We start from the raw sequence: 24258 nt of genomic DNA, 5'->3' as shown, positions 1-24258 counted from the left end.
ACTCATTAATACAATCCACTTTACCTATTAAGTGTAGTCTGACATACTGACTCTACTTTTCAACCACCCTCCAAAGAGGATTCAGCAAATGCCGATCATCAACAGTCAAGTCAAACCGTTCAAAGCACAGGCTTACCATAACGGCGATTTCAAGACCGTCACTGAAGAAGACCTGAAGGGCAAGTGGTCGGTTTTCGTGTTCTATCCGGCGGACTTCACCTTCGTGTGCCCGACCGAACTGGGCGACCTGGCCGATCGTTACGAAGAGTTCAAGAAGATCGGCGTTGAGATCTACAGCGTGTCGACCGATACGCACTTCACGCACAAGGCCTGGCACGACACGTCGGACACGATCCAGAAGATCCAGTACCCGATGCTGGCTGACCCGACGCTCGCTATCTCGCGCAACTTCGACGTGCTGATCGAAGAAGAAGGCCTCGCGCTGCGCGGCACCTTCGTGATCAACCCGGAAGGCGAGATCAAGCTGTGCGAAATCCACGACAACGGCATCGGCCGTGACGCTGGCGAACTGCTGCGCAAGGTTCAGGCTGCGCAATACATCGCGGCGCACCCGGGTCAAGTGTGCCCCGCCAAGTGGACGCCGGGCGCAGAAACGCTGACCCCGTCGCTCGACCTGGTCGGCAAGATCTAAGGTCCGCGCAGCTCACGCTGCACTCGCAGTCTGCATCTGCCGGGATTCATTCCGGCGCATCACCGCGCGAATCGCCTGCTACGGCGTTTCGCGCGTTCCTCGGGCCCAACATGTCCTCTCCGGATATGTGCGGCGCCGGGACACCAACACCCCTCGTCACGGAATCGCAACGCCATGCTTGACGCCAATCTCAAGACTCAACTGAAGTCGTATCTCGAAAAAGTTAGCAGGCCTATCGAGCTCGTCGCATCGATCGACGACAGTGCGAAGTCGCAGGAGCTGCTGGCCCTGCTGAACGACATCGCGACTCTGTCGGAGCGCGTGACGGTGATCGAGCGTCGCGGCGACGACGAGCGCAAGCCGTCGTTTTCGATCGGCGAAGCGGGCAAGGAAGGGGGCATTCGTTTCGCCGGCATTCCGATGGGGCATGAATTCACGTCGCTCGTCCTCGCACTGCTGCAGGTCGGCGGCCATCCGGTCAAACTCGACGATGCGGTGATCGAACAGATTCGCAGCCTCGACGGCGACTATCAATTCGAAACGTATTTCTCGCTGTCGTGCCAGAACTGCCCGGAAGTCGTGCAGGCGCTCAACGTGATGGCGTTGATCAATCCGCGCATCCGTCACGTCGCGATCGACGGCGCGCTGTTCCAGAACGAAGTCGAAGCGCGCCAGATCATGGCGGTACCGACGATGTTCCTGAACGGCGAAACCTTCGGCCAGGGCCGCAGCGGCGTGAAGGAAATCCTCGCGAAGCTCGACACCAACGCCGGTGCGCGCGCCGCGAAGGAACTGGAAAAGAAGCCGGTGTTCGATACGCTGATCGTCGGCGGCGGCCCGGCGGGCGCTGCGGCGGCGATCTACTCGGCACGCAAGGGCATTGCAACTGGCGTCGTGGCAGAGCGTTTCGGCGGCCAGGTGCTCGATACGTTGGCGATCGAAAACTTCGTGTCGGTGACCGAAACCGAAGGACCGAAGTTCGCGACCGCGCTCGAACAGCACGTGAAGGCCTATGACGTCGACATCATGGACGTGCAGCGTGCCGAAGCGCTGATTCCGGGGCGCATCAACGAAGTGCGTCTGGCGAACGGCGCGGTGCTGAAGGCGAAGACGATCATCCTCGCGACCGGCGCGCGCTGGCGCGAAATCAATGTGCCGGGCGAGCGCGAGTACCGCAATCATGGCGTCGCGTACTGCCCGCACTGCGATGGCCCGCTGTTCAAGGGCAAGCGCGTCGCGGTGATCGGCGGTGGCAACTCGGGCGTCGAAGCGGCGATCGACCTCGCGGGTATTGTGCGCGAAGTAACGCTGCTCGAATTCGGCGCGACGCTGCGTGCCGACGAAGTGCTGCAACGTAAGCTGCGCAGCCTGCCGAACGTGACGATCGTCACGCAGGCGCAGACCACGGAAATCACCGGCGACGGCAAGAAGGTCAACGGTCTGGTCTACAAGGACCTCGCTTCGGGCGAAGTGAAGAACGTCGAACTCGAAGGCGTGTTCGTGCAGATCGGTCTCGTGCCGAACACCGAATGGCTGAAGGGCACGGTCGAGCTGTCGAAGCATGGCGAGATCGTCGTCGATGCGCGCGGCGCGACGTCGGTGCCGGGCGTGTTCGCCGCCGGCGACGTGACCACGGTGCCGTTCAAGCAGATCGTGATCGCGGTGGGCGAAGGCGCGAAGGCATCGCTGTCCGCGTTCGATCACCTGATCCGCCATAGCGAAGAAGTCGCGGCGGTCAGCGAAGCGGAAGCCGAAGCAGCGGTTTGATCCGGTAGATCAGTCACGCAAACGGCGGCCCGCGGGCCGCCGTTTTAGTTTGCGCATGATAAAAGCCCGCTGTATGAACTGCACCCCAAAAGTTGGACACCCGTTCAACGATTTGGGGTGTTTTTTTATGAGCAGGCATACCGCGCGGTTCAAGCGCTCTGTTGTCAGGGATTATCTGTCAGGCAAAGGTGGCAGTAGTCGGGAGGTTGCGCATCGGCATGGTATAGACCATGGCACGGTACGCAAATGGGCTGCCGCGTGGCAGGTACACGGCGAAGCGGCGTTCAGGAAGAAGTACGGGCGTTTCGATGCGCGCTTCCGGCTAAAGGTGCTGCAATTCATGCAGACGAAGGACTTGTCGTTGCGGGAAACGGCCGCAGTTTTCGATATCCGCAATCCGACTACGATCGGCATCTGGAAACGCCAGTATGATTCGGGAGGTATCCAGGCCCTGCAGCCTGGCCCCCGAGGACGACCCGTGAAGCAACCCAAGTCATCTGTGCCGTCCGATTCAACGAAGTCCGACGAGTCCCGCACGAAAGAAGAGCTCCTTGAAGAGCTGAACTATCTGCGCATGGAGAACGCGTACCTAAAAAAACTCGATGCCTTGATCCGCTCGGAAAGCCCCAAAGCGCCGCGCAAAAAGCGCAAATAGTGGCCGGGTTAAGGCATCAGTTTCCAGTAGACGGCCTGCTGAAGGTGGCGGGCCTGGCGCGCAGCACTTTCTACTATCAGTGCAAGGCATCGCTGGTGGCGGACAAACACGCGCAACTCAAGGCGCGTATCCGCTCGTTATTCGAGCAGCACAAGGGACGGTATGGCTATCGGCGCATCACCAGCGCGATCCGGCGCCTGGGTATCGTTGTCAATCACAAGACTGTCCAGCGACTGATGCAGCTCATGAAGCTGAAGTGCCTGGTGCGTCCGAAGAAGTACCGCGCCTTCCGGGGGACGGTGGGACGGATTGCGCCGAACGTGCTGCAAAGAGAGTTTGACGCCGATGCGCCAAACCGGAAGTGGGTCACCGATATCACCGAGTTCCGGGTGGGCGAGCACAAGCTCTATCTGTCGCCCGTTCTGGATCTGTATAACGGCGAGATTGTGGCTTACGAGACGGCCACACGTCCGGCGTTTGCAATGGTCGCAGGCATGATCAGGAAGGCCATGAGGAAGCTGAAGCCTGACGATCGGCCCGTGGTCCACTCCGATCAGGGCTGGCACTATCAGATGAGTGCTTACCAGACGTTGCTCGCCCGGCGCGGCCTGACACAGAGCATGTCGCGCAAGGGAAACTGCCACGATAACGCCACGATGGAGAGCTTCTTCGGCACGCTGAAGTCAGAGTTCTTCCACCTGAATCGCTTCGAGAGCATTGAAGCACTTCAGGCCGGCATCAAAGACTACATTCACTACTACAATCACCAACGCATCAAGCTGAAACTAAAAGGGCTGAGTCCTGTGATGTACAGAACCCAGCCCTCACGGCCCTAGCCGAAAACCGTCCAACTTTGCGGGGTCAGTTCAGTACGCGGGCCTTTTTCGTTAAAGCACGGAAATCGGTGTCAACGCCGGTCGAACGAATACTTGCCGGGGCCGGTCACGCACAACAACAGCAAGCCGCCGATGATGCCGATGTTCTTGTAGAAATGAATCATGTTGTCGTACTGCATCGCGCCCGTCATATTCCAGTAGTGATGGCCAATGAACGCGGTGCCGAGCGTATACAGCGCAAGCAGCAGCGCCAGCGGTCGCGTGAAGAAACCCACCAGCAGCGCGACGCCCACGACCAGCTCCATCACCACCGCGATAACGGCCGACAACTCCGGCACGGGCGCGCCGGTCGACGTCATATAAGCGACGGTGCCGGAAAAGCCGGTCAGCTTCGACCAGCCGAACATCACGAAGAGCACCATCAGCAGGATTCGAGCGACGAGAACCACGACGTCTTTCTGATTTTCAAACAGCGTATAGCGCATGATTTTTTCCCGTTAGGGTAGAGGGTTGAAGCTCACTGGAAATCGTCGTCCAGCGAGCCACGTTCAAGATAGAGTCATTAGCGGCGCAAGCGGAGCGATTATGCCCACAACGCCGAGGTTTCGATGTTGCGCAGGTCGAACACGAGCACTTCCGCGTCGCGGCCCTGCGTGAACGTCAGCGCTTCTTCGCCACGCACCCGCGCGCCATCACCCTCGCCAAGCTCGACGCCATTCACCGTGACGCTGCCGCGCGCCACATGAACATACGCATAACGATCCTTCGCGAGTTCGAGCCGCGCGGTCTCGTCGCCGTTGAAAAGACCCGCATACACACGTGCGTCCTGTTGCAACTGCAGTGAACCGTCGGCACCGTCCGGCGACAGCACCAGCCGCAGCACACCGCGCTTGTCGGCCGCGCCGAAGTGCTGTTGCTGATAGCGCGGCTTCGTGCCTTGCTCGGCCGGCGCGATCCAGATCTGCAGGAAGTGCACCGGCTCGCTCTTCGAATGGTTGTATTCGCTGTGCGCCACGCCGGTGCCTGCGCTCATCAGCTGGACGTCGCCCGGCACGATCACCGAGCCCGTGCCCATCGTGTCCTTGTGTTCGAGCGCGCCTTCGAGCACGTACGAAAAGATCTCCATGTCGCGATGCGGATGCTTGCCGAAGCCTTGCGCCGGGGCCACACGGTCGTCGTTGATCACGAGCAGGTCGGAGAAGCCGTTCTGTTTCGGATCGTGATAGTGCGCGAACGAAAACGTATGGCGCGAGCTGAGCCAGCCGTGTTCCGCGCGGCCACGTTGGTTGGCGTGTCTGATTTCGAGCATGCTGTTTTCTCCTTGAGTTTTGTCGTCTGATCCGGGCCAGATGTTTGGCTGCGATCGATGAATGACAGTGTAGGTCAATCCGGATCGTTATAATCATGGTAAAAATGGAAACACTGTCGCATTGGAGTAGACAATACGATGCAACTCGATGACATGCGGATCTTCGTCGCGACCGTCGACGCCCACAATTTCACCGCCGCGGCAAACCGGCTGTCGCTGTCGAAACAGTTCGTGAGCCGCCGGGTGATGGCGCTCGAAGAGGCGCTCGGCGTGCAATTGCTGATTCGCAATACGCGCAAGCTGGCGGTGACCGATCTGGGCCAGGAGTTCTATGAGCGGGCGAAGCGCATCCTCGGCGAGGTCGAGGACGCCGAGCAGGCGATGTCGCTGCGCCGTGCCGGGCCGCGCGGGCTGCTACGCGTGAGCGCGCCGATGTCGTTCGGCATGACGCATCTGTCGCCGCTGGTCGCCGCGTTTCTGCGCGAGCATCGCGACGTGCGCTTCGATATGGAACTGAGCGACCGCGCGGTCGATGTGGTCGGCGAGGGCTTCGACATGGCGATCCGCATCGGCACGCTGGCGGATTCGTCGCTGATCGCGCAGAAGCTGATGGATGTCAGGATGATTGCGTGCTGCAGCCCCGCTTATCTGCGGCGGCGTGGCAGCCCGGTCGTGCCGGCCGATCTCGCGAATCACGATTGTCTGCTGTACGGCCACGGCGGCGCGGTGAACTGGGAGTTTCGCGTCGACGGCGCGGTGAAGAGCGTCGAGGTGCGCGGGCCGTTGCGGGCCAATAACGGCGAGCTGATTCGCGATTCGGCCGTCGCGGGACTGGGAATCGTTCGGTTGCCCGATTTCATCATCGCCGATGCGCTCGCCAGCGGACAGCTCGTGCCCGTGCTCGAAGCGTTCCTGCCATCGGCGACGGGCGTCTATGCCGTGTATCCGCAGCATCGGCAAAGCTCGGTCACGATCCGGGCATTCGTCGAGTTTCTGCGCAAGCATCTGAGGAAGAAGCTCGCGGTCGAACCGCGGACGCCCGTCGGCTGAATCCGCTGAACCCCATCAACCGTCGCGGAAGATGAAGCTGTACGCGCTCAACGCCGGCACGCCGCCCAGGTGCGCATACAGCACGCGCGAGCCGGCCGGAAATTCGCCGTTGCGCACCTTGTCGATCATGCCGTGCATCGACTTTCCCTCGTACACCGGGTCGGTCAGCATGCCTTCGAGCCGCGCGCACAGACGGATCGCCTCGAGCGTGCCGTCGTTGGGCAGACCGTATTCCGGGCCGCCATAGCGCTCGTCGAGCACGATGTCCTTCGCGGTGATGTCGCGGCCCAGCTCGACGCGTTCGGCGGTCCGCTTCGCGATGCGCGTGATCTGCTCACGCGTCTGCGCCGATTTCGCCGAGGCGTCGATGCCGATCACCCGATCGGCGCGGCCGTCGGCGGCGAAACCGACGACCATGCCCGCCTGGGTGCTGCCCGTCACCGAGCACACGACAATGTAGTCGAATTTGAAGCCCAATTCGGCTTCCTGCTGACGCACCTCTTCGGCGAAGCCGACGAAGCCGAGTCCACCGAGCGGATGATCCGAGCAGCCGGCCGGAATCGCATACGGCTTGCCGCCGGCAGCGCGCACGCTGTCGAGTGCGTCTTCCCAGCTCTTGCGAAAGCCGATGTCGAAGCCGTCCGGCACGAGCCGCACGTCGGCGCCCATCATGCGCGACATCTGGATGTTGCCGACGCGGTCGTACACGGCGTCCGAGTAGTTGACCCAGTTCTCCTGCACGAGCACGCATTTCAGGCCCAGATGCGCGGCAACCGCCGCGACCTGGCGCGTCTGGTTCGACTGGATGCCGCCGATCGACACCAACGTGTCGCAGCCCTGCGCGAGCGCGTCAGGGATCAGATATTCGAGCTTGCGGGTCTTGTTGCCGCCGAACGCGAGGCCGCTATTGCAGTCCTCGCGCTTGGCATAAAGCTTGACCTTGCCGCCGAGATGCTCGCTCAGACGGTTGAGCGGCTGGATCGGCGTGGGCCCGAAGGTGAGCGAGTAGCGGGGGAATCGTTGCAGGTTCATCGCGGCTCCATGGTGGGTGATTTGCGTGCGTTCATGTTAGAAAAAACAGCCAGAAATGAGCTTGCAAAAAAAATGCTCGGACGTATTTTTCAAAATTAATAGAAACCTTGCCCATAAGAAAACTTCGTAGGCACGGATATGAACGCAACAAAAGTTCGCGCAGGTTCGAAACCATCCGATCCCCACCACGCGCTCGATCGCATCGATCGCGCGATCCTGCGGCAGCTGCAAACCGACGCGTCCATTTCGAACGTGGCGCTCGCCGCGAAAGTGAAGCTGAGCGCGCCGGCGTGTTTGCGGCGCGTCGAACGCTTGAAAGAATCCGGGCTGATTCGCGGCGTGGTCGCGCTGCTCGATCCGAAGGCGGCGGGCGCGGGCATGCTGGTGATCATCGGCGTGGTGCTCGATCGCTCGACGCCCGAGTCGTTCGCCGAATTCGAAAAGGCCGCGCAGAAGGTGGCCGGCTGCATGGAGTGCCACGTGGTGACCGGCGAGTTCGACTATTTCATGGTGATCCGCACGCGCGACAGCGACAGCTTCAATCGTCTGCACGCGGAGGAATTGCTGTATCTGCCGGGCGTGCGGCAGATCCGCTCGTTCATGGTGCTGAAGGAAATCCTGTCGACCACGAAATTTCCGCTGTAAGCCTCGCGGCCGCTGAACCGCGCAGCCGGCCGCAAAAACGCGCATGCTGTCATAAAGGCTGTCCCCGCGCGACCAAGCTTCGGCGCACCCGCATCTGGCCCTGGCAGCACCGTGCCACGGCGGGCGAGCGCCGGCACTTTTTCGGAGCGACCATCATGACTGGCAACAGACCGCAATCCCTTACATCGCTCGGCGGCAACTCGAAACGCTCACGTGCGGCCGCGTTGTCGTTGCTGCTCGGCGCCGCCGCCTTCGCATTGCCGCTCGCGCAGCGCGTCGCGTTCTCGGCGGAGAACGCCGTCGTCATCGCACCGCCCGCGCTCGACGAACCGCTCCCGGCCAGTACCGCGCACGAGGAGACTGCGGTACTGGCGGGCGGCTGCTTCTGGGGCGTCCAGGGCGTATTCCAGCATGTGCGCGGTGTCACGCGGGCGGTGTCCGGCTACTCGGGCGGCTCACGCGACACTGCGCAGTACGAGACCGTCAGCGGCGGCGACACGGGGCACGCCGAATCGGTGCAGGTTATCTTCGATCCCGGCAAGGTCACCTACGGCCAGTTGCTGCAGGTGTATTTCTCGGTGGTTCAGGACCCGACCGAGCTGAATCGTCAGGGGCCCGACAGCGGCACGCAGTACCGCTCCGCGATCTTTCCGCTGAACGACGCGCAGCGGCGCGTCGCGCAAAGCTATATCGCGCAGCTCGACAAGTCGCACGTGTTCCCCGCGCCGATCGTCACGAAGACGGAGCCGTACAAGGGCTTCTATCCGGCCGAGTCGTATCACCAGAACTATCTGACGTTGCATCCCGATTCGGCCTATATCGTGTTCAACGACATGCCGAAAATCGCCAACTTGAAGCGCCTGTTCCCCAGCCTGTATCGCGACAAACCGGTGCTCGTCCAGGCAGGGCAATAACCGGCCGAACGGCGGCGCCCGCGGCGCCGCTGCTGCCTGACCGTCTTCGCGACACTCTTGTCAACGCGCTCGTCATCAATCTTCCACAGACTTGGCGCATATCTTGCGGGGCCATGTCCCGTTGGCCATTGTCCGCGTCACCGCGACGCGCAAGGACTGTGCACAGTGGCCGCACGGCCGCGTGGGTCACGCGGGCTCGCCGCGCCTCGTGCGCATCGCGCCGCCCGCGTCATCGATTGGAAAAATTACACGCCGTCAGTAGCAGTGCGGCGGTCGTCCGTGCTTTTTGGGTCCGCGCTGGACCCCGGGCGAAAACCTAACTTCATCGCGACGAGCGGGATCGGAGGCTTCCGGTGTTGAACAGCCGTAGAAAGAAGCGGGGCGCCACGCCCCGCCATAAACAAACCGGCATCGCGGCGAGTTCGCTCCTCGCCGCGACCTTGAGTGCGATGGCCTGCGTGCCGGGTGCGGTCTTCGCGCAGACGCCGTCGCCGCTCGGCGAATGGCAATATTCGGTGGGTATTCCGCTGCAGAAGATGTGGCAGCCGAACATTCCCGACTGGCAATTGCGCTTCGGCGTGGCCACGTCGTTCCAGCCGCGCTTCGAGGGTTCGGACCGCTATCACCTGGTGGCGGGTCCGAGCATCGACGTGCGTTACAAGGATCTGCTCTTTCTGTCGAGCGGCGAAGGCTTCGGCGTGAATTTCGCGCAGGGCGAGAACTGGCGCATGAGTCTGGCCGCGGTCTACGATCTCGGGCGGCGCGCCCAGGACGATCCGCAAGAACTCAACGGGCTCGGCAACATCAACCCGGCGGTGGGTCTGAAGCTCTCGGGCGAGTACGTCGTGTCGAAGGATTTTCCGCTCGTGCTGCGCGCGGATATCCGCCGTTATTTCGGCGGATCGAACGGCTGGATCGGCGATCTCGGCGCCTATATGCCGATGCCCGGCAGCACCAGGCAGTTCTTCTGGTTCGCCGGCCCGAACGTGGTGCTCGCGGACTCCAAGTACATGAACAGCTGGTTCGGCGTCAATCAGGAGCAGGCCGCGCACTCGCAGTATCCGCAGTACCACGCGAGCGCGGGCTTCAAGTCGGTGGGTTTCGGTGTCAGCGCGATCTGGCTGTTCAGCAAGCACTGGTTCGCGACCGCCGACGGCGCGTTCGAGCAGCTCGTCGGCAGCGCGGGCAACAGTCCGATCACGCGCAGCCGCGCGACCGGTGTTGCCGACGTGTCGATCAACTACCGGTTCTGACGTGACGCCGCCGCGCAGTCATTTGCGCGATGACTTCGTGGGTATAGCCCTTGCTGACTCCGTGATCGCGCGCCGCGACTTCTTCGTCGCCGCGCGCCCGAATACAAGGAGTCGATCCCCATGGCAGGTAAAGCGAATACCCAGAAGACCGCGGCCCAGGCAAACGGGCCAGCGCAGTCGAACGACGCGAAATCGAACGATCTCGAACGCAATCGCGTGAAGCCGCAAGGCGAGGCGCTGAGAACCAATCAAGGCGTCAAGATCGCCGACAACCAGAACACGTTGCGTGCAGGGCCGCGCGGCCCGTCGCTGCTCGAAGATTTCATCATGCGTGAGAAGATCACGCATTTCGATCACGAGCGCATTCCCGAACGGATCGTGCACGCGCGCGGCTCGGCCGCGCATGGCGTCTTCAAGGTCTACGAATCGATGCGCGAGTACACCAAGGCCGCGTTTTTGCAGGACCCCGCCGCTGAGACGCCGGTCTACGTGCGTTTCTCGACCGTGCAAGGTCCGCGCGGATCGGCCGACACGGTGCGTGACGTGCGCGGCTTCGCGACGAAGTTCTACACGCAGGAAGGCAATTTCGATCTGGTGGGCAACAACATGCCGGTGTTCTTCATCCAGGACGCGATCAAGTTTCCCGATTTCGTGCACGCGGTGAAACCGGAAGCTCCGAACGAAATGCCGACTGGCGGGTCCGCGCACGACACGTTCTGGGACTTCGTTTCGCTCGTGCCCGAATCGGCTCACATGGTGTTGTGGACGATGTCGGATCGCGCGATCCCGCGCAGCTTACGGACGATGGAAGGCTTTGGCGTCCACACGTTCCGCTTCGTCAATGCACAGGGCAACGCGCGCTTCGTCAAGTTCCACTGGCGTCCGGTGCTCGGCTCGTATTCGCTGCTGTGGGATGAAGCGCAGAAGCTCGCCGGCAAGGACCCCGACTTTCACCGGCGCGACCTATGGGAAGCGATCGAGCGCGGCGATTATCCCGAGTACGAACTGGGCGTGCAGATCATCGAGGAAGCCGACGAGCACAAGTTCGATTTCGATCTGCTCGATCCGACCAAGCTGATTCCTGAAGAGCTGGTGCCGGTGAAGATCATCGGCAAGATGACGCTCAATCGCAATCCGGATAACTTCTTCGCGGAGACCGAACAGGCCGCCTTCCATCCGGGCCATATCGTGCCGGGCATCGATTTCACCAACGACCCGCTGCTGCAAGGGCGTTTGTTCTCCTACACGGACACGCAGATCAGCCGCCTCGGCGGTCCGAACTTTCACGAGATTCCGATCAACCGGCCGGTATGTCCGTCCGTGAACAATCAGCGCGATGCGATGCACCGACAGGCGATTCACGTCGGTCAGGCGTCCTACGAGCCGAACTCGCTGAACGACGGCTGGCCGAAGGAAACCGATCCGGGCGCCGAAGAGGGCGGCTTCGACAGCTATCAGGAACGCGTCGAGAGCACGAAAATTCGCGTGCGCAGCGACTCGTTCTCCGATCATTTCTCGCAGGCCGCGCTGTTCTACAACAGCATGTCGCAGCCGGAGAAAGACCATATCGCGGCGGCCTATCAGTTCGAGCTCGGTAAGGTGACGAAGCCCGAGATTCGCGCGCGCCAGGTCAACGAGATTCTCGCGAACTTCGACGCCGATCTCGCCGCGAAAGTCGCCGAAGGACTCGGCCTGCCGGCGCCGAAGAAGGGCACGGCGAAGCTCGTCGGGCCGAAGGCGTCGCCGGCGTTGAGTTTGCTCAATCGCGTAAAGCCCGGCATCAAGACCCGCAAGATCGCGCTGCTCGCCGCGCCCGGTTCCGATGCCGCGGCGATCAAACAGCTGCAGCAGGCGCTCAAGGGCGAAGGCGCGACGCCGATGCTGATCGCACCGACGCTCGCCGGGATCGATGACCTCGCACCCGACGCGACGATCGCCGGGCTGCCGTCGGTGATGTTCGACGCGGTGATCGTCGTCGGCGGCGAGAAGGGGGCGAAGACGCTGGCGCAATCGGGCGATGCGCGGCACTTCGTGCTCGAAGCGTTCAAGCATCTGAAGGCGATCGCGGCGATCGGCGCGGGGCGCGATCTGCTCACGGCCGCGCAGTTGCCTGCGCAGCCGGACGGCGTCGTGACAGGCGAGGATTCGCAGTCCGCCGAGGTGTTGAAGACGTTCATCAAGACCGCGGGGCAGCATCGCGTGTGGTCACGCGCGGCGCAGGCGGAATCGGTGCCGGCCTGAGCGGGCCGAGCCGGTTGCGCTGCTGCACCGCCGCGTTAGCCGCTGAACGAGGCAGGAACCTGGCCGGTGCGAGCCGGCCAGGTTCCTTTTGCATTGCGCACCGCGCGCGACGCATCGCGCGATGCGTGCCGCGCCCTGCCCGGCAAGTCTCAACGCGCGGACTTCCGTTACACGATGCGGGTCGTCCTTGTATGATGACGGCGGTCGCTTCGCGGTACTCAGTATCGTGCGCAGACCCGAAAAATATTCCGCATCGACCCGATTCGCCATGCCTCTTACAGAAAAAATGACCGCATCGCAGGCCGTCGATCAACTCCGTTTCCGCCGCATCCTTCGCCGCAATATCGCGCTGCCTTTGGGCGTCGGCCTCGTCACGATGGCGCTGTTCGTCGGCCTGATCGCTTACCTCGTGTCGACGATGAGTTGGGCTGAGCACTCCGAGCGCGTGATCGGCGACGCCAACGAAATGCTGCGGCTCGCGGTCGATCGCGAATCGTCGATGCGCGGCTTCCTGATCACCGGTGACGAGAGTTTCCTCACGCCGTTTGAAAACGGCGGCCCGAAATTCAAGGCACAGCTCGAAACCCTGCAAAAGCAGCTCGCCGACAACCCGCTGCAAACCGCGCGGCTCAAGCAGATCGAGGCGCTGCAGCAGCGTTGGACCCGCTTCGCCGAAGAGATCATCGACGCACGCCGCCGCAACCTGGACTATGAGAGCGCGCTTGCAGCGGGGCGCGGCAAGATCGAATTCGACGAAATACGCCGCGAATTCGGCGAGTTTCTCGACGTCGAATTGCGCCTGCGCCAGCAGCGCGCCGAAGCGACGCGCAATGTGACGGCGACGCTGGTGGGGCTGTTCCTGCTGTTCAGCCTCGGCGTCAGCGGCCTGCTCGCATGGCGGGGTCGTCGCGAACTGCTGGACCTGTCCGAGACCTACAACAACGTGCTGCGTCGGCAGGCCGAGCAGACCGCGCTGCTCGAGCAGCAGGTCTGGTTGCGCTCGGGCCAGCGCCTGCTCGCGGATAAGGTGGTCGGCCAGACGAGCGCGCCGCTCGTCGGCCGCGCGATGCTCGAATTCCTCGCCCAATATCTCGATGCGGTCGTTGCCGCGCTGTACGTGCGCGACCGGCAGAGCGGCACACTGCGCCGCATCGCCGCGTACGGGTATAGCCGTGACAGCGAGCAGACCGCTGCCCTGAGTTTCGAGGAGGGCGAAACGCTGGTCGGCCAGGCCGCGCGCTCGCACCGCACGGTGGTGCTGCGCGACGTGCCCGCCGATTACGTGCGGGTCGTGTCGGCGACGGGCAGCGGCGTGCCGCGCAATCTGCTGATCCTGCCGATCGACAACGACGGCCAGGTCAACGGCGTCGTCGAAATGGGCTTCCTGCGCGAGGTGACGCCGCGCGACGAAGAGTTCATGGAGCTGATCCGCCACAGCATGGGCGATTTTCTCGAAGCGGCGCTGTATCGCGAACGCCTGCAGGATGCGCTCGCCGAGACGCAGCAGCTGAACGAGGAGTTGCAGGTCCAACAGGAGGAGTTGCGGGTCTCGAACGAAGGGCTCGAGGAACGCGGCCGCGCGCTGATGGAATCGCAACGGCGCCTCGAAGCGCAGCAGGCCGAGCTCGAACAGACCAACGTGCAGCTCGAGGAATACGCGCAGCGGCTGGAGCGGCAGAAATCGGATCTGCTGCGCGCGCAGAACGACCTGGCGGCCAACGCGGAGCGCCTAGAACAGTCGAGCCGCTACAAGTCCGAGTTCCTGGCGAACATGTCGCACGAATTGCGCACGCCGCTGAACAGCTCGCTGATTCTCGCGAAGCTGCTGCAGCAGAATCGCAGCGGCAATCTGACCGACGAGCAGGTGCGCTACGCGGAGACGATCCACGCGTCGAACAGCGATCTGCTCGTGCTGATCAACGATATTCTCGATCTGTCGAAAGTCGAGGCGGGGCAACTGACGGTCGAACCCGAAACGGTGTCGATCGAGGCGACGCTGCAATCGCTCGACGAAATGTTCCGGCCGATCGCGGCGACCAAGCACTTGCGGGTCGCCTTCGACAAGTTACCGGGCACGCCGGATACGTTCGTCACCGACGGCCAGCGGCTCACGCAGATCCTGCGCAACCTGCTGTCGAACGCGGTGAAGTTCACCGAGCACGGCGAGGTCACGCTCGAGGTCGCCAAGGTCGAGGACAACGTGCTGCGTTTCGACGTGCGCGATTCGGGCATCGGCATTCCGGCCGACAAGCTGGACATGATCTTCGACGCATTCCAGCAGGCCGATGGTTCGACGAGCCGTCAATATGGCGGCAGCGGTCTCGGGCTGTCGATTTCGCGCGAATTTTCGCGGCTGCTGGGCGGGCGCATCACCGTCGCGAGCGAAGTGGGCAAGGGCAGCGTGTTTTCGCTGTGGTTGCCGCTCGATGCGCGCGAGGCGCGCGTGGCCGCGGACAGCGCGATGAGCGCGGGCACGGGCACGGGCGCGCAGGCGACGGCGCAAGCGCCGCTGCTGCACACGCCGTTCGACGCCGCGCCCGCCGCGGTGATCTCGCCGGCCAATGGTCTGGCAAGCCGGGCGTCGCCCGACGCATCGCGCGACACTTTGCTGCCCGGCACCGCCGAGCCCGCCGCCGCGCCGATTGCCGACGATCGCGACAATCGCACCCGCGCGGGCCGTCTGATCGTCGCGGTCGAAGACGATCCGCCATTCGCCGCGATTCTGCGCGATCTCGTGCACGAACTCGACTTCGACTTCGTGCACGCGAGCGACGCCGCTAGCGGCCTCGCGCTGGTGCGCGACATGCGGCCGGCCGCGGTGCTGCTGGATGTCGGTCTGCCGGACCGCTCGGGCCTCACGGTGCTCGAATGGCTGAAGAACGATCCGCTGACGCGCCACATTCCGATTCATATCGTGTCGGCCACCGACCACGCCGACAAGGCGCTGCACCTCGGCGCGATCGGCTACACGTTGAAGCCGACCGCGCGCTCGACGATGGAGGCCGCGATCCGCCGTCTCGAAGCGCGGCTGCAACAGCGCCTGAAGCGCGTGCTGGTGATCGAGGACGACGCGCCGATGCGCGAAAGCATCCGCGCGCTGCTGCAAAGCGAGAACACCGAGATCGTCGCGGTCGCGACGCTCGCCGACGCGTTCGAGCAACTGTCGGCGCTGGCGTTCGACTGCGTCGTCACCGATCTCGCGCTGCCCGACGGCACCGGCTACGATCTGCTCGAACGCCTCGCCGCCAACACCGCGCATGCATCGCTGCCGGTGATCGTCTACACGGGCCGCATGCTGTCCGACGAAGAGGAGCACCGGCTGCGCCGCTATTCGAAGTCGATCATCATCAAGGGCGCGAAATCGCCGGAGCGTCTGCTCGATGAAGTCACGTTGTTTCTGCACAGCGTCGAGTCGTCGCTCGCGCCGGAGCAGCAGCGCATGCTGCGCACCGTGCGGCAACGCGACAATGCGTTCGAGGGTCGCACGATCCTGCTCGCCGAAGACGACGTACGCAACATCTTTGCGCTGTCGCACGTGCTGGAACCGCTCGGCGCGAAGCTGCTGATCGCGCGCAACGGCCGCGAGGCGCTCGACGAACTGGAGAACGCACCGGAGGTGCATCTGGTGCTGATGGACGTGATGATGCCCGTGATGGACGGCCTGACCGCGATGGGCGAGATTCGCCGCGATCCGCGCTTCGCGCATCTGCCGATCATCGCGCTGACCGCGAAGGCGATGGCGAACGATCGCACGCGCTGCCTCGAAGCGGGCGCCGACGACTACGTATCGAAACCGATCGACGTCGACAAGCTCGTCGCGCTGTGCCGCGTGTGGCTGCGGCAGCGCTGACAGCGCGAGCGCAAGCACGCAAGCGAGAAACGCGATGAAACCGTCCGCATCTGACGTACCGCAGCGTCTCAGCGATTTCGACATCGAGCTGCGGCTGCTGCTCGAAGCGATCTATCTGAAGTATCAGCACGACTTTCGCCACTACGCGATGTCGTCGCTGCGCCGCCGCCTCACGCAGGCGCTCGATGAATTCAACGTGGAGACGCTGTCGCAATTGCAGGACCGCATCATGCGCGACGGCAACGAGTTTTCGCGGCTGTTCCGGTACCTGACCGTGCAGGTCAGCGACATGTTTCGCGATCCGTCGTATTTCCTCGCACTGCGCGAACACGTGCTGCCGCGTCTGCGCACCTATCCGTCGATCAAGGTGTGGGTCGCCGGATGCAGCACCGGCGAGGAGCTGTGGTCGCTGAAGATCCTGTTCGACGAGGAAGGCCTCACCGAGCGCACGCTGTTCTATGCGACCGACATCAACCCCGATGCGCTCGCGCGCGCGGAGGCGGGCATCTATGCGCTCGAACGCATCCAGGGCTTCACACAGAACTATCTGGCGGCGGGCGGCACCCGTTCGCTGTCGGACTACTATCATGCAGCGTATGGCGGCGCGCGCTTTGCCGGCTCGCTGAAAGAGCGCGTGGTGTTCGCCGATCACAGCCTGTCCACCGATGAAGTGTTCCTCGAAGCGCATCTGGTGTCGTGCCGCAACGTGCTGATCTATTTCGATCGCGGCTTGCAGGATCGCGCGTTGGGGCTGTTCGAGAATGCGCTGGTGCGGCGCGGCTTTCTCGGCCTGGGCAGCAAGGAAAGCCTGCGGTTTTCGCGTCACTACCCGGCGTTCGACGAGTTCCGCGCGGCCGAACGCATTTATCAGAAGCGTTAGCGAGGTCGCGATGCCATCCCCGAACGTTGAACCTGCGATGACGCCGACCGCGGATGCCGGCGGCGCCGCGCGCACGCACGCGCCGCGCGGTTACGAGCTGGTCGTGATCGGCGGGTCGGCGGGCGGCGTCGAAGTGCTCAACGTGCTGCTCGCCGCGTTGCCCGCGCGCTTCGGCGCGGCCGTAATGGTCGTCACGCATCTGCCGCCCGATTCGCCGAGCTACCTGGTGCCGGCGCTCGCGCATCGCTGCGCGCTGCCGGTGCTCGAACCCGATGCGGGCGAGCTGATCCTGCCCGGCCGCGTACACGTCGCGCCGCCCGGCTATCACATGCTCGTCGAAGTGGACCGCACGGTCGCGCTGTCGACCGATGCGGCGGTGCGCTTCTCGCGGCCGTCGATCGACGTGCTGTTCGAATCGGCTGCCGCGGTGTACGGCGAGCGGCTGCTCGCGATCCTGCTGTCCGGCGCCAACGACGACGGCGCGCTCGGCCTCGAATGCGTGCGCGCGCTGGGCGGCACCGCATGGGTGCAGGACCCCGCCAGCGCCGGTTCGGCGGAAATGCCGCGCGCGGCGATCGAGCGTGGCGCGGCCGATGCGATCTTCAACCCCAAAACCCTGGCGAAGCGCCTTGCCGCGCTGCCGACATCCCTCTAATCCGATGCCATGACGAACTCACCTGTGAACATCCTGATCGTCGACGACATCGTCCACAACATTACCGCGCTCGAAGCATTGCTCGCGCGGCCCGACGTCGCGGTGCTGGTCGCCGACTCCGGCACCGCCGCGCTCGATCTGCTGCTCAAGCACGAAGTCGCGCTGGCGATTCTCGACGTCAACATGCCAGGCATGAACGGCTTCGAGCTGGCCGCGCTGATGCGCGGCAGCCCGCGCACCGCGCACGTACCGATCATCTTCCTGACCGCGACCGCGCAGGACGCGTCGCGCACGTTCCGCGGCTACGAGGCGGGCGCGGTCGACTTCCTTTACAAGCCGTTCGACCCGCGCATTCTGCAGTCGAAGGTCGACGTGTTCGTGCAACTGGAGCAGCAAAAGCGCCAGCTCGCCGCGCAACTGGTAACCACGCGCCAGATGCTCGAAGCGAACGAAATGCTGATGGCGGTGCTCAGTCACGACCTGCGCACGCCGCTCGGCGCGGTGCTGGCGTCGGCCGAGTACCTGATGCGCACGGCCGCCGACGAGCAGGCCGCGACCGTCGCGGCGCGCGTGAAGAACAGCTCGCTGCGCATGGCGCGGATGGTCGATCAGCTGCTGAACCTCGCGCGCCTGCAAGGCGGACGTCTGCCGTTGCAGCCGCGCTCGATCGAACTGGCGACGCTGTGCCGCTCGGTGATCGACGAATTCGCATCGCAAAAGAGCGGCAAGCAGATCGTGTTCACCTGCACCGGCAATACGGCCGGCGCGTGGGATACCGATCTCGTGTGGCAGGCGGTATCGAATCTGGTCAGCAATGCGCTGCATCATGGCGCGCCGGAGGGCGATATCGGCGTGGAGGTCGATGGCGAGGCAGAGGATTGCGTGCGCCTGAAGGTGTCCAATCGCGGCACGATTCCGGCCGAGGTGTTTCCGCATCTGTTCAAGGCGTTCGTGTCGAACGGCAACGGCGCGCGCTCGCGCGAAGGGCTCGGCCTCGGTCTGCATATCGTGCAGGAGATCGCGCGCATGCATGGCGGCGACGTCAGCGTCGTATCCAGCGACGAGGCCGGCACGACCTTTACGATCGAATTGCCGAGGGTGGTGGCGTTGCAGCGGGGGTCGTTTACCCGGCGATAAGGCGTCGCTGACGAGCCGATCACGCCGGCACACCTGCGCCGCATGCCCGCTGTGCTACGCTTGCCGCAACCCAATCCACGCAGCGCAAGCACGAATCCCCATCATGCGTTCCTGGCGCCTCGCATCACCGCAGCGCAGCGGTCAGATCAGCACCGCGCGCGCCACCGACCTCGTCATGGCGATCTCCGACCCGGATGCCGACGCGCTCGCCGCGAGCATTCTGCAGACGGTTGGCGAGTCGTTGTCGCTGCCGGTCTCGCAGTGCACGATCTTCGCGTATGAGTTCGACGCGCGGCCGCGTACGGTGTCGGCGGCAGATCATCGCGGCGGGCGTTTTCTGCGCGACGTCGCCGAACGCTACGCCGCGCATTTTTATGCGCTGGATGGCAATCGCGCGATCATCGGCCAGACCCACGACAGGCGGCGCAGCGCTTCACGCGATGCGCTGGTGCTGCATCAGCAGCGCGGCGACGAAATCGAAAACGACGCGTATCGCGCGGCCTGCTACGCGCAGCCGAACGTATCGGACCGGCTGTCGTTGCTGGTGCAGCCCGCGGATAGCGTGTGGCTGTCGATCAACCTGTACCGCGACGGCGCGTATGGCGTGTTCGCGCCCGACGATCTGCAGCGGATCGAAAGCGTCGCGCCGCTGTTCGCGCATGCGGCGAAGGGCCATTACGCGCTGAACGGGCAGCATCAGCAGGGTAGCGGCGCGGCGATGCTCGCGCGCGTGCGGCGCGCATGTCCGACGCTGACGCCGCGCGAACTCGACGCGTTGCGTGGCACGCTCGAAGGCGCGAGCGCCGCCGAGATTGCCGCGCAGATGGGGGTGAAGCCGGCGAGCGTCGTCACTTATCAGAAGCGCGCGTATGCACGGCTCGGGGTTTCGAATCAGCGGCAACTGTTCGCGCTGTGTATGCAGCCTTAGCTGCGCGATGCGACGCATCGCGCTTCAACTCCGCTTGCCCCGCGCCTCGGCCTGCGCCTCCCGATCCCAGCGTTTCAACCACGGCATCACGAAATCCGCGAAACCATCGGCCGATGGCGACAGCGCCCGTTCGGTCGACCGGTACACGCACACCTCGCGAATCGTTTCGGGATCGACGATGCGCTTCATCACGAGCCCGAACGTGCGCGCGAGCGGCGCGACATAGGCCGGCGCGAGCGTGACCGCCAGCCCTTGCGCGGCGAGGCCGAACGCGGTGGTCACGTTATCGACGACATCGACCGGAATGATGCGCGCCTCGACCGGCAGGTTGGCGCGCATCTGATCGACCGCGCGTTCGTGGTCGCGGCCGGTCGCGACGATCGGCACGTCGCGCAGATGCTGCCATTGCACGCGGCGGCGAGAGGCGAGCGGATGCTCGGCCGCGCACCACATGACCCACGGACTCGCGAACGCGGCCTCGCAACGCACGCGCGGCCCGCTTTGCCGGTTCGGGCCGATCGCGAGATCGATGTCGCCGCTCTCGACGCGCTCCACCAGTTGTTCGACCACGGTATCGCAGACCCGCACGACCACCTTCGGCTTGTCGCGCGCGTATTCGGCAATCGCCGCGGGCAGCGCCGTCGATGCGATCACGAGCGGCGCGCCGACCCGCACGATGCCGGCCGCGCGATTGCGGATGTCGTCGGCGGACTGGGCGGCCGCGCGCACGTGGCGCAGCACCGATTCGGCCGACGCCAGAAAGTCCTGCCCCGCGCTGGACAGCGCAACACGCCGCGTGGTGCGATCGAACAGCCGGAAGCCGAGCTCCGTTTCGAGTTCGGCAAGCAATTGGCTGACCGCCGACGAAGTCAGCCCGAGCCGCTCTGCCGCCGCGCCGATGCTGTGCAGATCGACGATGGCGAGGAACGCTTCGAATTGGCGGATCGTGACGCGGGTAAGAGGCATACGATCGATTCTAAAGAAAAACTTACGAATCGTGAAAAATCGATTGATTGTGCGCGGCGCGCCGACAATCGACACTCGTGCCGGTCGACTTAGCCCGGCAAACCCGCTTAGACTTGAGGTTTGCCCTGTCGTCCCGCGGCGCGGACGACCGCTACAACAGGCCTGCACAGGCCGCCTTCAAGGACCCGTCATGTTCGACCATATTCCCGCCTATCCGGGCGACCCGATTCTGAGCCTCAACGAAGACTTTCAGCTGGACCCCCGGCCGAACAAGGTCAACCTCAGCATCGGCATCTACTTCGACGACGCCGGCAAGCTGCCGGTGATCGATGCGGTGCGCCGCGCCGAAACCGCGCTGCTCGACGCGATCGGCCCGCGCTCGTATCTGCCGATGGCGGGTCTGCCGCTCTATCGCGACACCGCGCAGGCGCTGGTGTTCGGCGCCGACAGCGCGGCGCGCGCCGAAGGCCGGATCGCGACGCTGCAAACGCTCGGCGGCTCGGGCGCGCTGAAGGTCGGCGCCGATTTCCTGAAGCGCTATTTCCCCGCCTCGCAGGTGTGGATTAGCGACCCGAGCTGGGAAAACCATCGCGTGATATTCGAAGGCGCGGGCCTGACGGTCAACACCTATCCGTACTACGACCCGCAAACGGGCGGCCTGCGTTTCGCCGAAATGCTCGCCGCGATCGACGTATTGCCGGAAAAGAGCGTCGTGCTGCTGCACGCGTGCTGCCATAACCCGACTGGCGTCGATCTGAGCCCGGCGCAATGGGCGGAACTGGTGCCGGTTTTGCAGCGCCGCAAGCTGATCGCGTTCGTCGACATGGCCTACCAGGGTTTCGGCGCGGGCCTCGAAGAAGACGCCGCTCCGGTGCGCATGCTCGCCGACGCGAACGTGCCGCTGATCGTCGCGAACTCGTTCTCGAAGAATTTCTCGCTGTACGGCGAGCGCGTCGGCGCGCTGAGCGTGGTCTGCAAGAGCGCCGACGAAGCCGCGCGCGTGGCGGGCCAGCTGATGTCGGCGGTACGCGCGAACTACAGCAATCCGCCCACGCACGGCGCGCGCCTCGTCGCCAACGTGCTCGCCGATGCGACGCTGCGCGCGTCGTGGCAAGCCGAGCTCGGCGCGATGCGCGAGCGCATTCTGGCGATGCGCAACGTGATCCACGCGGGGCTCGACGGGCGCGTCGATGAAGTGATGCGCGCGCGCTATGTCGCGCAGCGCGGCATGTTCACGTACACGGGCCTGTCCGAAAGCCAGGTGGAGCGTCTGCGCAACGAATACGCGGTGTACGTGCTGCGCTCCGGCCGCATGTGCGTCGCCGGGCTGAACGCGCGCAACGCGGACTATGTCGCGTCGTCGATCGCGGCGGTGGTGTCGGGCGCCTGAAGCCGTCCGGCGGTCCAGCCGCTGTTGCAGCACGAGTGAATAGGGTGGCGGCGCGCACGGGCGCGCCGCCACGACGACAATCATGGAGACACTGACGATGGCCACGACCCTCGAAGCGCAGCCGGCGAGCCAGCCCAGATCGGCCGCGATGCATCCGGACGAATGGCAGGCGCGCGTGCAGCTTGCCGCGTGCTACCGGATCTTCGATCTGCTCGGCTGGACCGAGATGATCTACAACCACATCACGCTGCGCGTGCCCGAAAGCGTCAGCGGCGCCGAGCGTCACTTCCTGATCAACCCGTTCGGGCTGCACTACAGCGAAGTGACCGCGAGCAATCTGGTGAAGATCGATGCGCAGGGGCGGGTGCTCGACGGCTCGCCGTATCCGGTGAATCCGGCCGGCTTCGTCGTGCATGCGGCGATTCACGAGGGCTTGCCCGACGCGCACTGCGTGATGCATACGCACACCACAGCGGGCGTCGCGGTGGCCTGTCTCGAAGAGGGCCTGCAGCAGACCAACTTCTATAGCGCGCAATTGCACGACCGGATCGCGTATCACGACTTCGAAGGCATCACGATTCATGCGGAAGAGGGCCCGCGGCTGCTCGCGCATATCGGCGACAAGCAGGCCGTGATCCTGCGCAACCACGGTCTGCTATCGTGGGGCCGGACGTTGCCGCAGACGTTTGCGATTTTGTGGACGCTGAATCGCGCGTGCGAAATCCAGATGGCGACGTTTTCGATGGGCCGCGCGCGGCCGGTGCCGGAAGAGATTGCGATGCGCTGCTCGCGCGACGCGCTGCAGTTCGACCCGCGCCACGGCGCTGGGCAGGACGTTTTCGATGCGCTGGTGCGGCGGGTCGACCGGATCGATGCGAGCTACCGGCAGTGATTGAAGCCACGCGTAAAAGAGCGCGACAATCAACGCTGCAATAATCACAGCAACAGGCAAGGATTCAGGCGATGAAAGTAGCGATCTACGGCGCCGGCTCGATCGGCGGCTGGATGGGAGTGAAGCTCGCGCAGGCCGGGAATCAGGTCAGCGTGGTGGCGCGCGGCGCGACGCTCGACGCAGTGCGCCAGCACGGTCTGCGGCTGATCGAAGGCGGCGTGATCTACGCCGAGCAGGTGAAGGCGAGCGACAAGCCGGCCGATCTCGGCGTGCAGGAGCTGGTCGTGATCGCGGTCAAGGGCCCGGCGATGGCGGCCGTCGCCGCGCGTATCAAACCGCTGCTCGGTCCCGAGACGATCGTGCTGACGGCGATGAACGGCGTGCCGTGGTGGTTCTGCGACGGCCTCGGCGGCGAGCTCGCCGGCCAGCGCCTGAAGACGATCGATCCCGACGGCGCGATCGCCGCCGCGATCCCGGCCGCGCAGACCGTCGGCTGCGTCGTGCATGCCAGTTGCCTGATCGACGCACCCGGCGTGATCCGGCATCACCAGGGCAATGGACTGATCGTCGGCGAGGCGTCGGGCAAGCCGAGCGAGCGTGTCGAACTGCTGGCCGCGCTGTTGCAAGCGGCGGGCTTCCATGCGACGGCCTCGGCGCAGATCCAGCGCGACGTCTGGTTCAAGCTATGGGGCAACATGACGATGAACCCGGTCAGCGCGATCACCGGCGCAACGACCGACCGGATTCTCGGCGACGAACTCGTGCGCGGCTTCGTCACGCACATCATGCTGGAGGCGAAGGAAATCGGCGCGCGCTTCGGCATCCCGATCGACCAGGCGCCCGATGACCGTCACGCGGTCACGCTGAAGCTCGGTGCGATGAAGACGTCGATGCTGCAAGACGTGCAGGCCGGCAAGGCGGTCGAACTCGATGCGCTGGTCGGCGCGGTGCGCGAGCTTGGACAGCTGACGCGTGTGCCGACGCCTTATACGGATGCGTTGCTAGGACTCGCGCGGCTGCATGCGAGCACGTTGGGCTTGTATCCGAAGCAGTGAGGTAGTTGTCGTAACGCCTTCGCTTCGAAGAAGAAAAGCCGCGCGTTGATCGCGCGGCTTTTTTGTGGGCATTCGCGGAGTACCGGGCTTCGTTCAAAACGCATCCAGCGTTGCCGTCCTCTTGTCAGCGGTGTAACGACCGCCACGGGCA

The 24258-nt window shown here is 64.2% G+C and carries 20 protein-coding genes; 16 read left to right on the top strand and 4 right to left on the bottom strand.

Going from position 1 to position 24258, the window contains the following annotated elements; genetic code table 11:
* Positions 1 to 88: 88 nt before the first annotated feature.
* The 3 genes from ahpC to BC1002_RS37480 all read left to right on the top strand — a co-directional run bounded on the left by ahpC (position 89) and on the right by BC1002_RS37480 (position 3910).
* Positions 89 to 652 carry an alkyl hydroperoxide reductase subunit C gene (gene ahpC / locus BC1002_RS19955; RefSeq protein WP_013091794.1) on the top strand — a complete coding sequence of 188 codons (564 nt, stop codon included), beginning with the start codon at positions 89 to 91 and terminating at the stop codon, positions 650 to 652.
* Between the two features lie 174 nt (positions 653 to 826).
* Positions 827 to 2419 (top strand): alkyl hydroperoxide reductase subunit F, encoded by a 1593-nt coding sequence (gene ahpF / locus BC1002_RS19950; RefSeq protein ID WP_013091793.1) that lies wholly within the window; start codon positions 827 to 829, stop codon positions 2417 to 2419.
* A 127-nt stretch (positions 2420 to 2546) separates the two neighbouring features.
* Positions 2547 to 3910, top strand: a protein-coding gene (locus BC1002_RS37480; protein ID WP_085954295.1) for an IS3 family transposase whose coding sequence is annotated in 2 segments (ribosomal slippage) — positions 2547 to 3044 and positions 3047 to 3910 — 1362 coding nt in all. Because the reading frame shifts where the segments join, the coding sequence is not laid out codon by codon here.
* Between the two features lie 71 nt (positions 3911 to 3981).
* On the opposite strand, the gene BC1002_RS19935 is transcribed toward BC1002_RS37480, so the two are convergent.
* Positions 3982 to 4395: a DoxX family protein gene (locus BC1002_RS19935; RefSeq protein WP_013091791.1), complete on the bottom strand. Its 414-nt coding sequence runs from the start codon at positions 4393 to 4395 to the stop codon at positions 3982 to 3984.
* Between the two features lie 98 nt (positions 4396 to 4493).
* Entirely contained in the window at positions 4494 to 5219 is a 726-nt protein-coding gene (locus BC1002_RS19930; RefSeq protein WP_013091790.1) for a pirin family protein, read from the bottom strand.
* 138 nt (positions 5220 to 5357) lie between these two features.
* Here BC1002_RS19930 and BC1002_RS19925 point away from each other — a divergent pair, with 138 nt between their 5' ends.
* Entirely contained in the window at positions 5358 to 6269 is a 912-nt protein-coding gene (locus BC1002_RS19925; protein WP_013091789.1) for a LysR family transcriptional regulator, read from the top strand.
* 15 nt (positions 6270 to 6284) lie between these two features.
* On the opposite strand, the gene BC1002_RS19920 is transcribed toward BC1002_RS19925, so the two are convergent.
* Complete coding sequence (locus BC1002_RS19920) at positions 6285 to 7301, bottom strand: 1-aminocyclopropane-1-carboxylate deaminase (protein ID WP_013091788.1); 1017 nt, start codon at positions 7299 to 7301, stop codon at positions 6285 to 6287.
* 138 nt (positions 7302 to 7439) lie between these two features.
* Between BC1002_RS19920 and BC1002_RS19915 the strand changes: the two genes are divergently transcribed.
* From BC1002_RS19915 to BC1002_RS19875, 9 genes are all read left to right on the top strand, one after another.
* Positions 7440 to 7946: an Lrp/AsnC family transcriptional regulator gene (locus tag BC1002_RS19915; RefSeq protein WP_013091787.1), complete on the top strand. Its 507-nt coding sequence runs from the start codon at positions 7440 to 7442 to the stop codon at positions 7944 to 7946.
* Positions 7947 to 8101: 155 nt separating this feature from the next.
* Entirely contained in the window at positions 8102 to 8860 is a 759-nt protein-coding gene (gene msrA / locus BC1002_RS19910) for a peptide-methionine (S)-S-oxide reductase MsrA (RefSeq protein WP_013091786.1), read from the top strand.
* Positions 8861 to 9213: 353 nt separating this feature from the next.
* A complete protein-coding gene (locus BC1002_RS19905; RefSeq protein WP_013091785.1) occupies positions 9214 to 10113 on the top strand; it encodes a MipA/OmpV family protein in 900 nt (299 codons plus the stop codon).
* 120 nt (positions 10114 to 10233) lie between these two features.
* The gene (gene katE / locus BC1002_RS19900) at positions 10234 to 12354 is read left to right on the top strand and encodes a catalase HPII (RefSeq protein WP_013091784.1); all 2121 of its coding nucleotides are present in this window, start codon (positions 10234 to 10236) and stop codon (positions 12352 to 12354) included.
* Positions 12355 to 12640: 286 nt separating this feature from the next.
* Positions 12641 to 16204: a response regulator gene (locus BC1002_RS19895; protein ID WP_041734988.1), complete on the top strand. Its 3564-nt coding sequence runs from the start codon at positions 12641 to 12643 to the stop codon at positions 16202 to 16204.
* A gap of 34 nt (positions 16205 to 16238) precedes the next feature.
* The gene (locus BC1002_RS19890) at positions 16239 to 17084 is read left to right on the top strand and encodes a CheR family methyltransferase (RefSeq protein ID WP_013091782.1); all 846 of its coding nucleotides are present in this window, start codon (positions 16239 to 16241) and stop codon (positions 17082 to 17084) included.
* 10 nt (positions 17085 to 17094) lie between these two features.
* The gene (locus BC1002_RS19885) at positions 17095 to 17739 is read left to right on the top strand and encodes a chemotaxis protein CheB (RefSeq protein WP_013091781.1); all 645 of its coding nucleotides are present in this window, start codon (positions 17095 to 17097) and stop codon (positions 17737 to 17739) included.
* A 9-nt stretch (positions 17740 to 17748) separates the two neighbouring features.
* A complete protein-coding gene (locus BC1002_RS19880; protein WP_013091780.1) occupies positions 17749 to 18876 on the top strand; it encodes a hybrid sensor histidine kinase/response regulator in 1128 nt (375 codons plus the stop codon).
* Positions 18877 to 18979: 103 nt separating this feature from the next.
* Entirely contained in the window at positions 18980 to 19804 is an 825-nt protein-coding gene (locus BC1002_RS19875) for a helix-turn-helix transcriptional regulator (protein ID WP_013091779.1), read from the top strand.
* A 24-nt stretch (positions 19805 to 19828) separates the two neighbouring features.
* On the opposite strand, the gene BC1002_RS19870 is transcribed toward BC1002_RS19875, so the two are convergent.
* Positions 19829 to 20770: a LysR family transcriptional regulator gene (locus BC1002_RS19870; protein ID WP_013091778.1), complete on the bottom strand. Its 942-nt coding sequence runs from the start codon at positions 20768 to 20770 to the stop codon at positions 19829 to 19831.
* A 190-nt stretch (positions 20771 to 20960) separates the two neighbouring features.
* Here BC1002_RS19870 and BC1002_RS19865 point away from each other — a divergent pair, with 190 nt between their 5' ends.
* From BC1002_RS19865 to BC1002_RS19855, 3 genes are all read left to right on the top strand, one after another.
* Entirely contained in the window at positions 20961 to 22160 is a 1200-nt protein-coding gene (locus tag BC1002_RS19865) for an amino acid aminotransferase (protein ID WP_013091777.1), read from the top strand.
* Positions 22161 to 22257: 97 nt separating this feature from the next.
* The gene (locus BC1002_RS19860; RefSeq protein WP_013091776.1) at positions 22258 to 23052 is read left to right on the top strand and encodes a class II aldolase/adducin family protein; all 795 of its coding nucleotides are present in this window, start codon (positions 22258 to 22260) and stop codon (positions 23050 to 23052) included.
* Between the two features lie 71 nt (positions 23053 to 23123).
* Complete coding sequence (locus BC1002_RS19855) at positions 23124 to 24107, top strand: 2-dehydropantoate 2-reductase (protein ID WP_013091775.1); 984 nt, start codon at positions 23124 to 23126, stop codon at positions 24105 to 24107.
* Positions 24108 to 24258 lie beyond the last annotated feature (151 nt).

The organism is Paraburkholderia atlantica, from assembly GCF_000092885.1.
GTDB lineage: Bacteria > Pseudomonadota > Gammaproteobacteria > Burkholderiales > Burkholderiaceae > Paraburkholderia > Paraburkholderia atlantica.
Note: the sequence above shows the minus strand (reverse complement) of the source record. Positions and strands in the feature narration are given on the sequence as shown.

What these genes read in the sequence shown, in the direction of transcription:
- ahpC (WP_013091794.1), top strand. Translation starts at nt 89, where the DNA reads ATGCCGATCATCAACAGTCAAGTCAAACCGTTCAAAGCACAGGCTTAC.
- ahpF (WP_013091793.1), top strand. Translation starts at nt 827, where the DNA reads ATGCTTGACGCCAATCTCAAGACTCAACTGAAGTCGTATCTCGAAAAA.
- BC1002_RS19935 (WP_013091791.1), bottom strand. Translation starts at nt 4,395, where the DNA reads ATGCGCTATACGCTGTTTGAAAATCAGAAAGACGTCGTGGTTCTCGTC.
- BC1002_RS19930 (WP_013091790.1), bottom strand. Translation starts at nt 5,219, where the DNA reads ATGCTCGAAATCAGACACGCCAACCAACGTGGCCGCGCGGAACACGGC.
- BC1002_RS19925 (WP_013091789.1), top strand. Translation starts at nt 5,358, where the DNA reads ATGCAACTCGATGACATGCGGATCTTCGTCGCGACCGTCGACGCCCAC.
- BC1002_RS19920 (WP_013091788.1), bottom strand. Translation starts at nt 7,301, where the DNA reads ATGAACCTGCAACGATTCCCCCGCTACTCGCTCACCTTCGGGCCCACG.
- BC1002_RS19915 (WP_013091787.1), top strand. Translation starts at nt 7,440, where the DNA reads ATGAACGCAACAAAAGTTCGCGCAGGTTCGAAACCATCCGATCCCCAC.
- msrA (WP_013091786.1), top strand. Translation starts at nt 8,102, where the DNA reads ATGACTGGCAACAGACCGCAATCCCTTACATCGCTCGGCGGCAACTCG.
- katE (WP_013091784.1), top strand. Translation starts at nt 10,234, where the DNA reads ATGGCAGGTAAAGCGAATACCCAGAAGACCGCGGCCCAGGCAAACGGG.
- BC1002_RS19895 (WP_041734988.1), top strand. Translation starts at nt 12,641, where the DNA reads ATGACCGCATCGCAGGCCGTCGATCAACTCCGTTTCCGCCGCATCCTT.
- BC1002_RS19890 (WP_013091782.1), top strand. Translation starts at nt 16,239, where the DNA reads ATGAAACCGTCCGCATCTGACGTACCGCAGCGTCTCAGCGATTTCGAC.
- BC1002_RS19885 (WP_013091781.1), top strand. Translation starts at nt 17,095, where the DNA reads ATGCCATCCCCGAACGTTGAACCTGCGATGACGCCGACCGCGGATGCC.
- BC1002_RS19880 (WP_013091780.1), top strand. Translation starts at nt 17,749, where the DNA reads ATGACGAACTCACCTGTGAACATCCTGATCGTCGACGACATCGTCCAC.
- BC1002_RS19875 (WP_013091779.1), top strand. Translation starts at nt 18,980, where the DNA reads ATGCGTTCCTGGCGCCTCGCATCACCGCAGCGCAGCGGTCAGATCAGC.
- BC1002_RS19870 (WP_013091778.1), bottom strand. Translation starts at nt 20,770, where the DNA reads ATGCCTCTTACCCGCGTCACGATCCGCCAATTCGAAGCGTTCCTCGCC.
- BC1002_RS19865 (WP_013091777.1), top strand. Translation starts at nt 20,961, where the DNA reads ATGTTCGACCATATTCCCGCCTATCCGGGCGACCCGATTCTGAGCCTC.
- BC1002_RS19860 (WP_013091776.1), top strand. Translation starts at nt 22,258, where the DNA reads ATGGCCACGACCCTCGAAGCGCAGCCGGCGAGCCAGCCCAGATCGGCC.
- BC1002_RS19855 (WP_013091775.1), top strand. Translation starts at nt 23,124, where the DNA reads ATGAAAGTAGCGATCTACGGCGCCGGCTCGATCGGCGGCTGGATGGGA.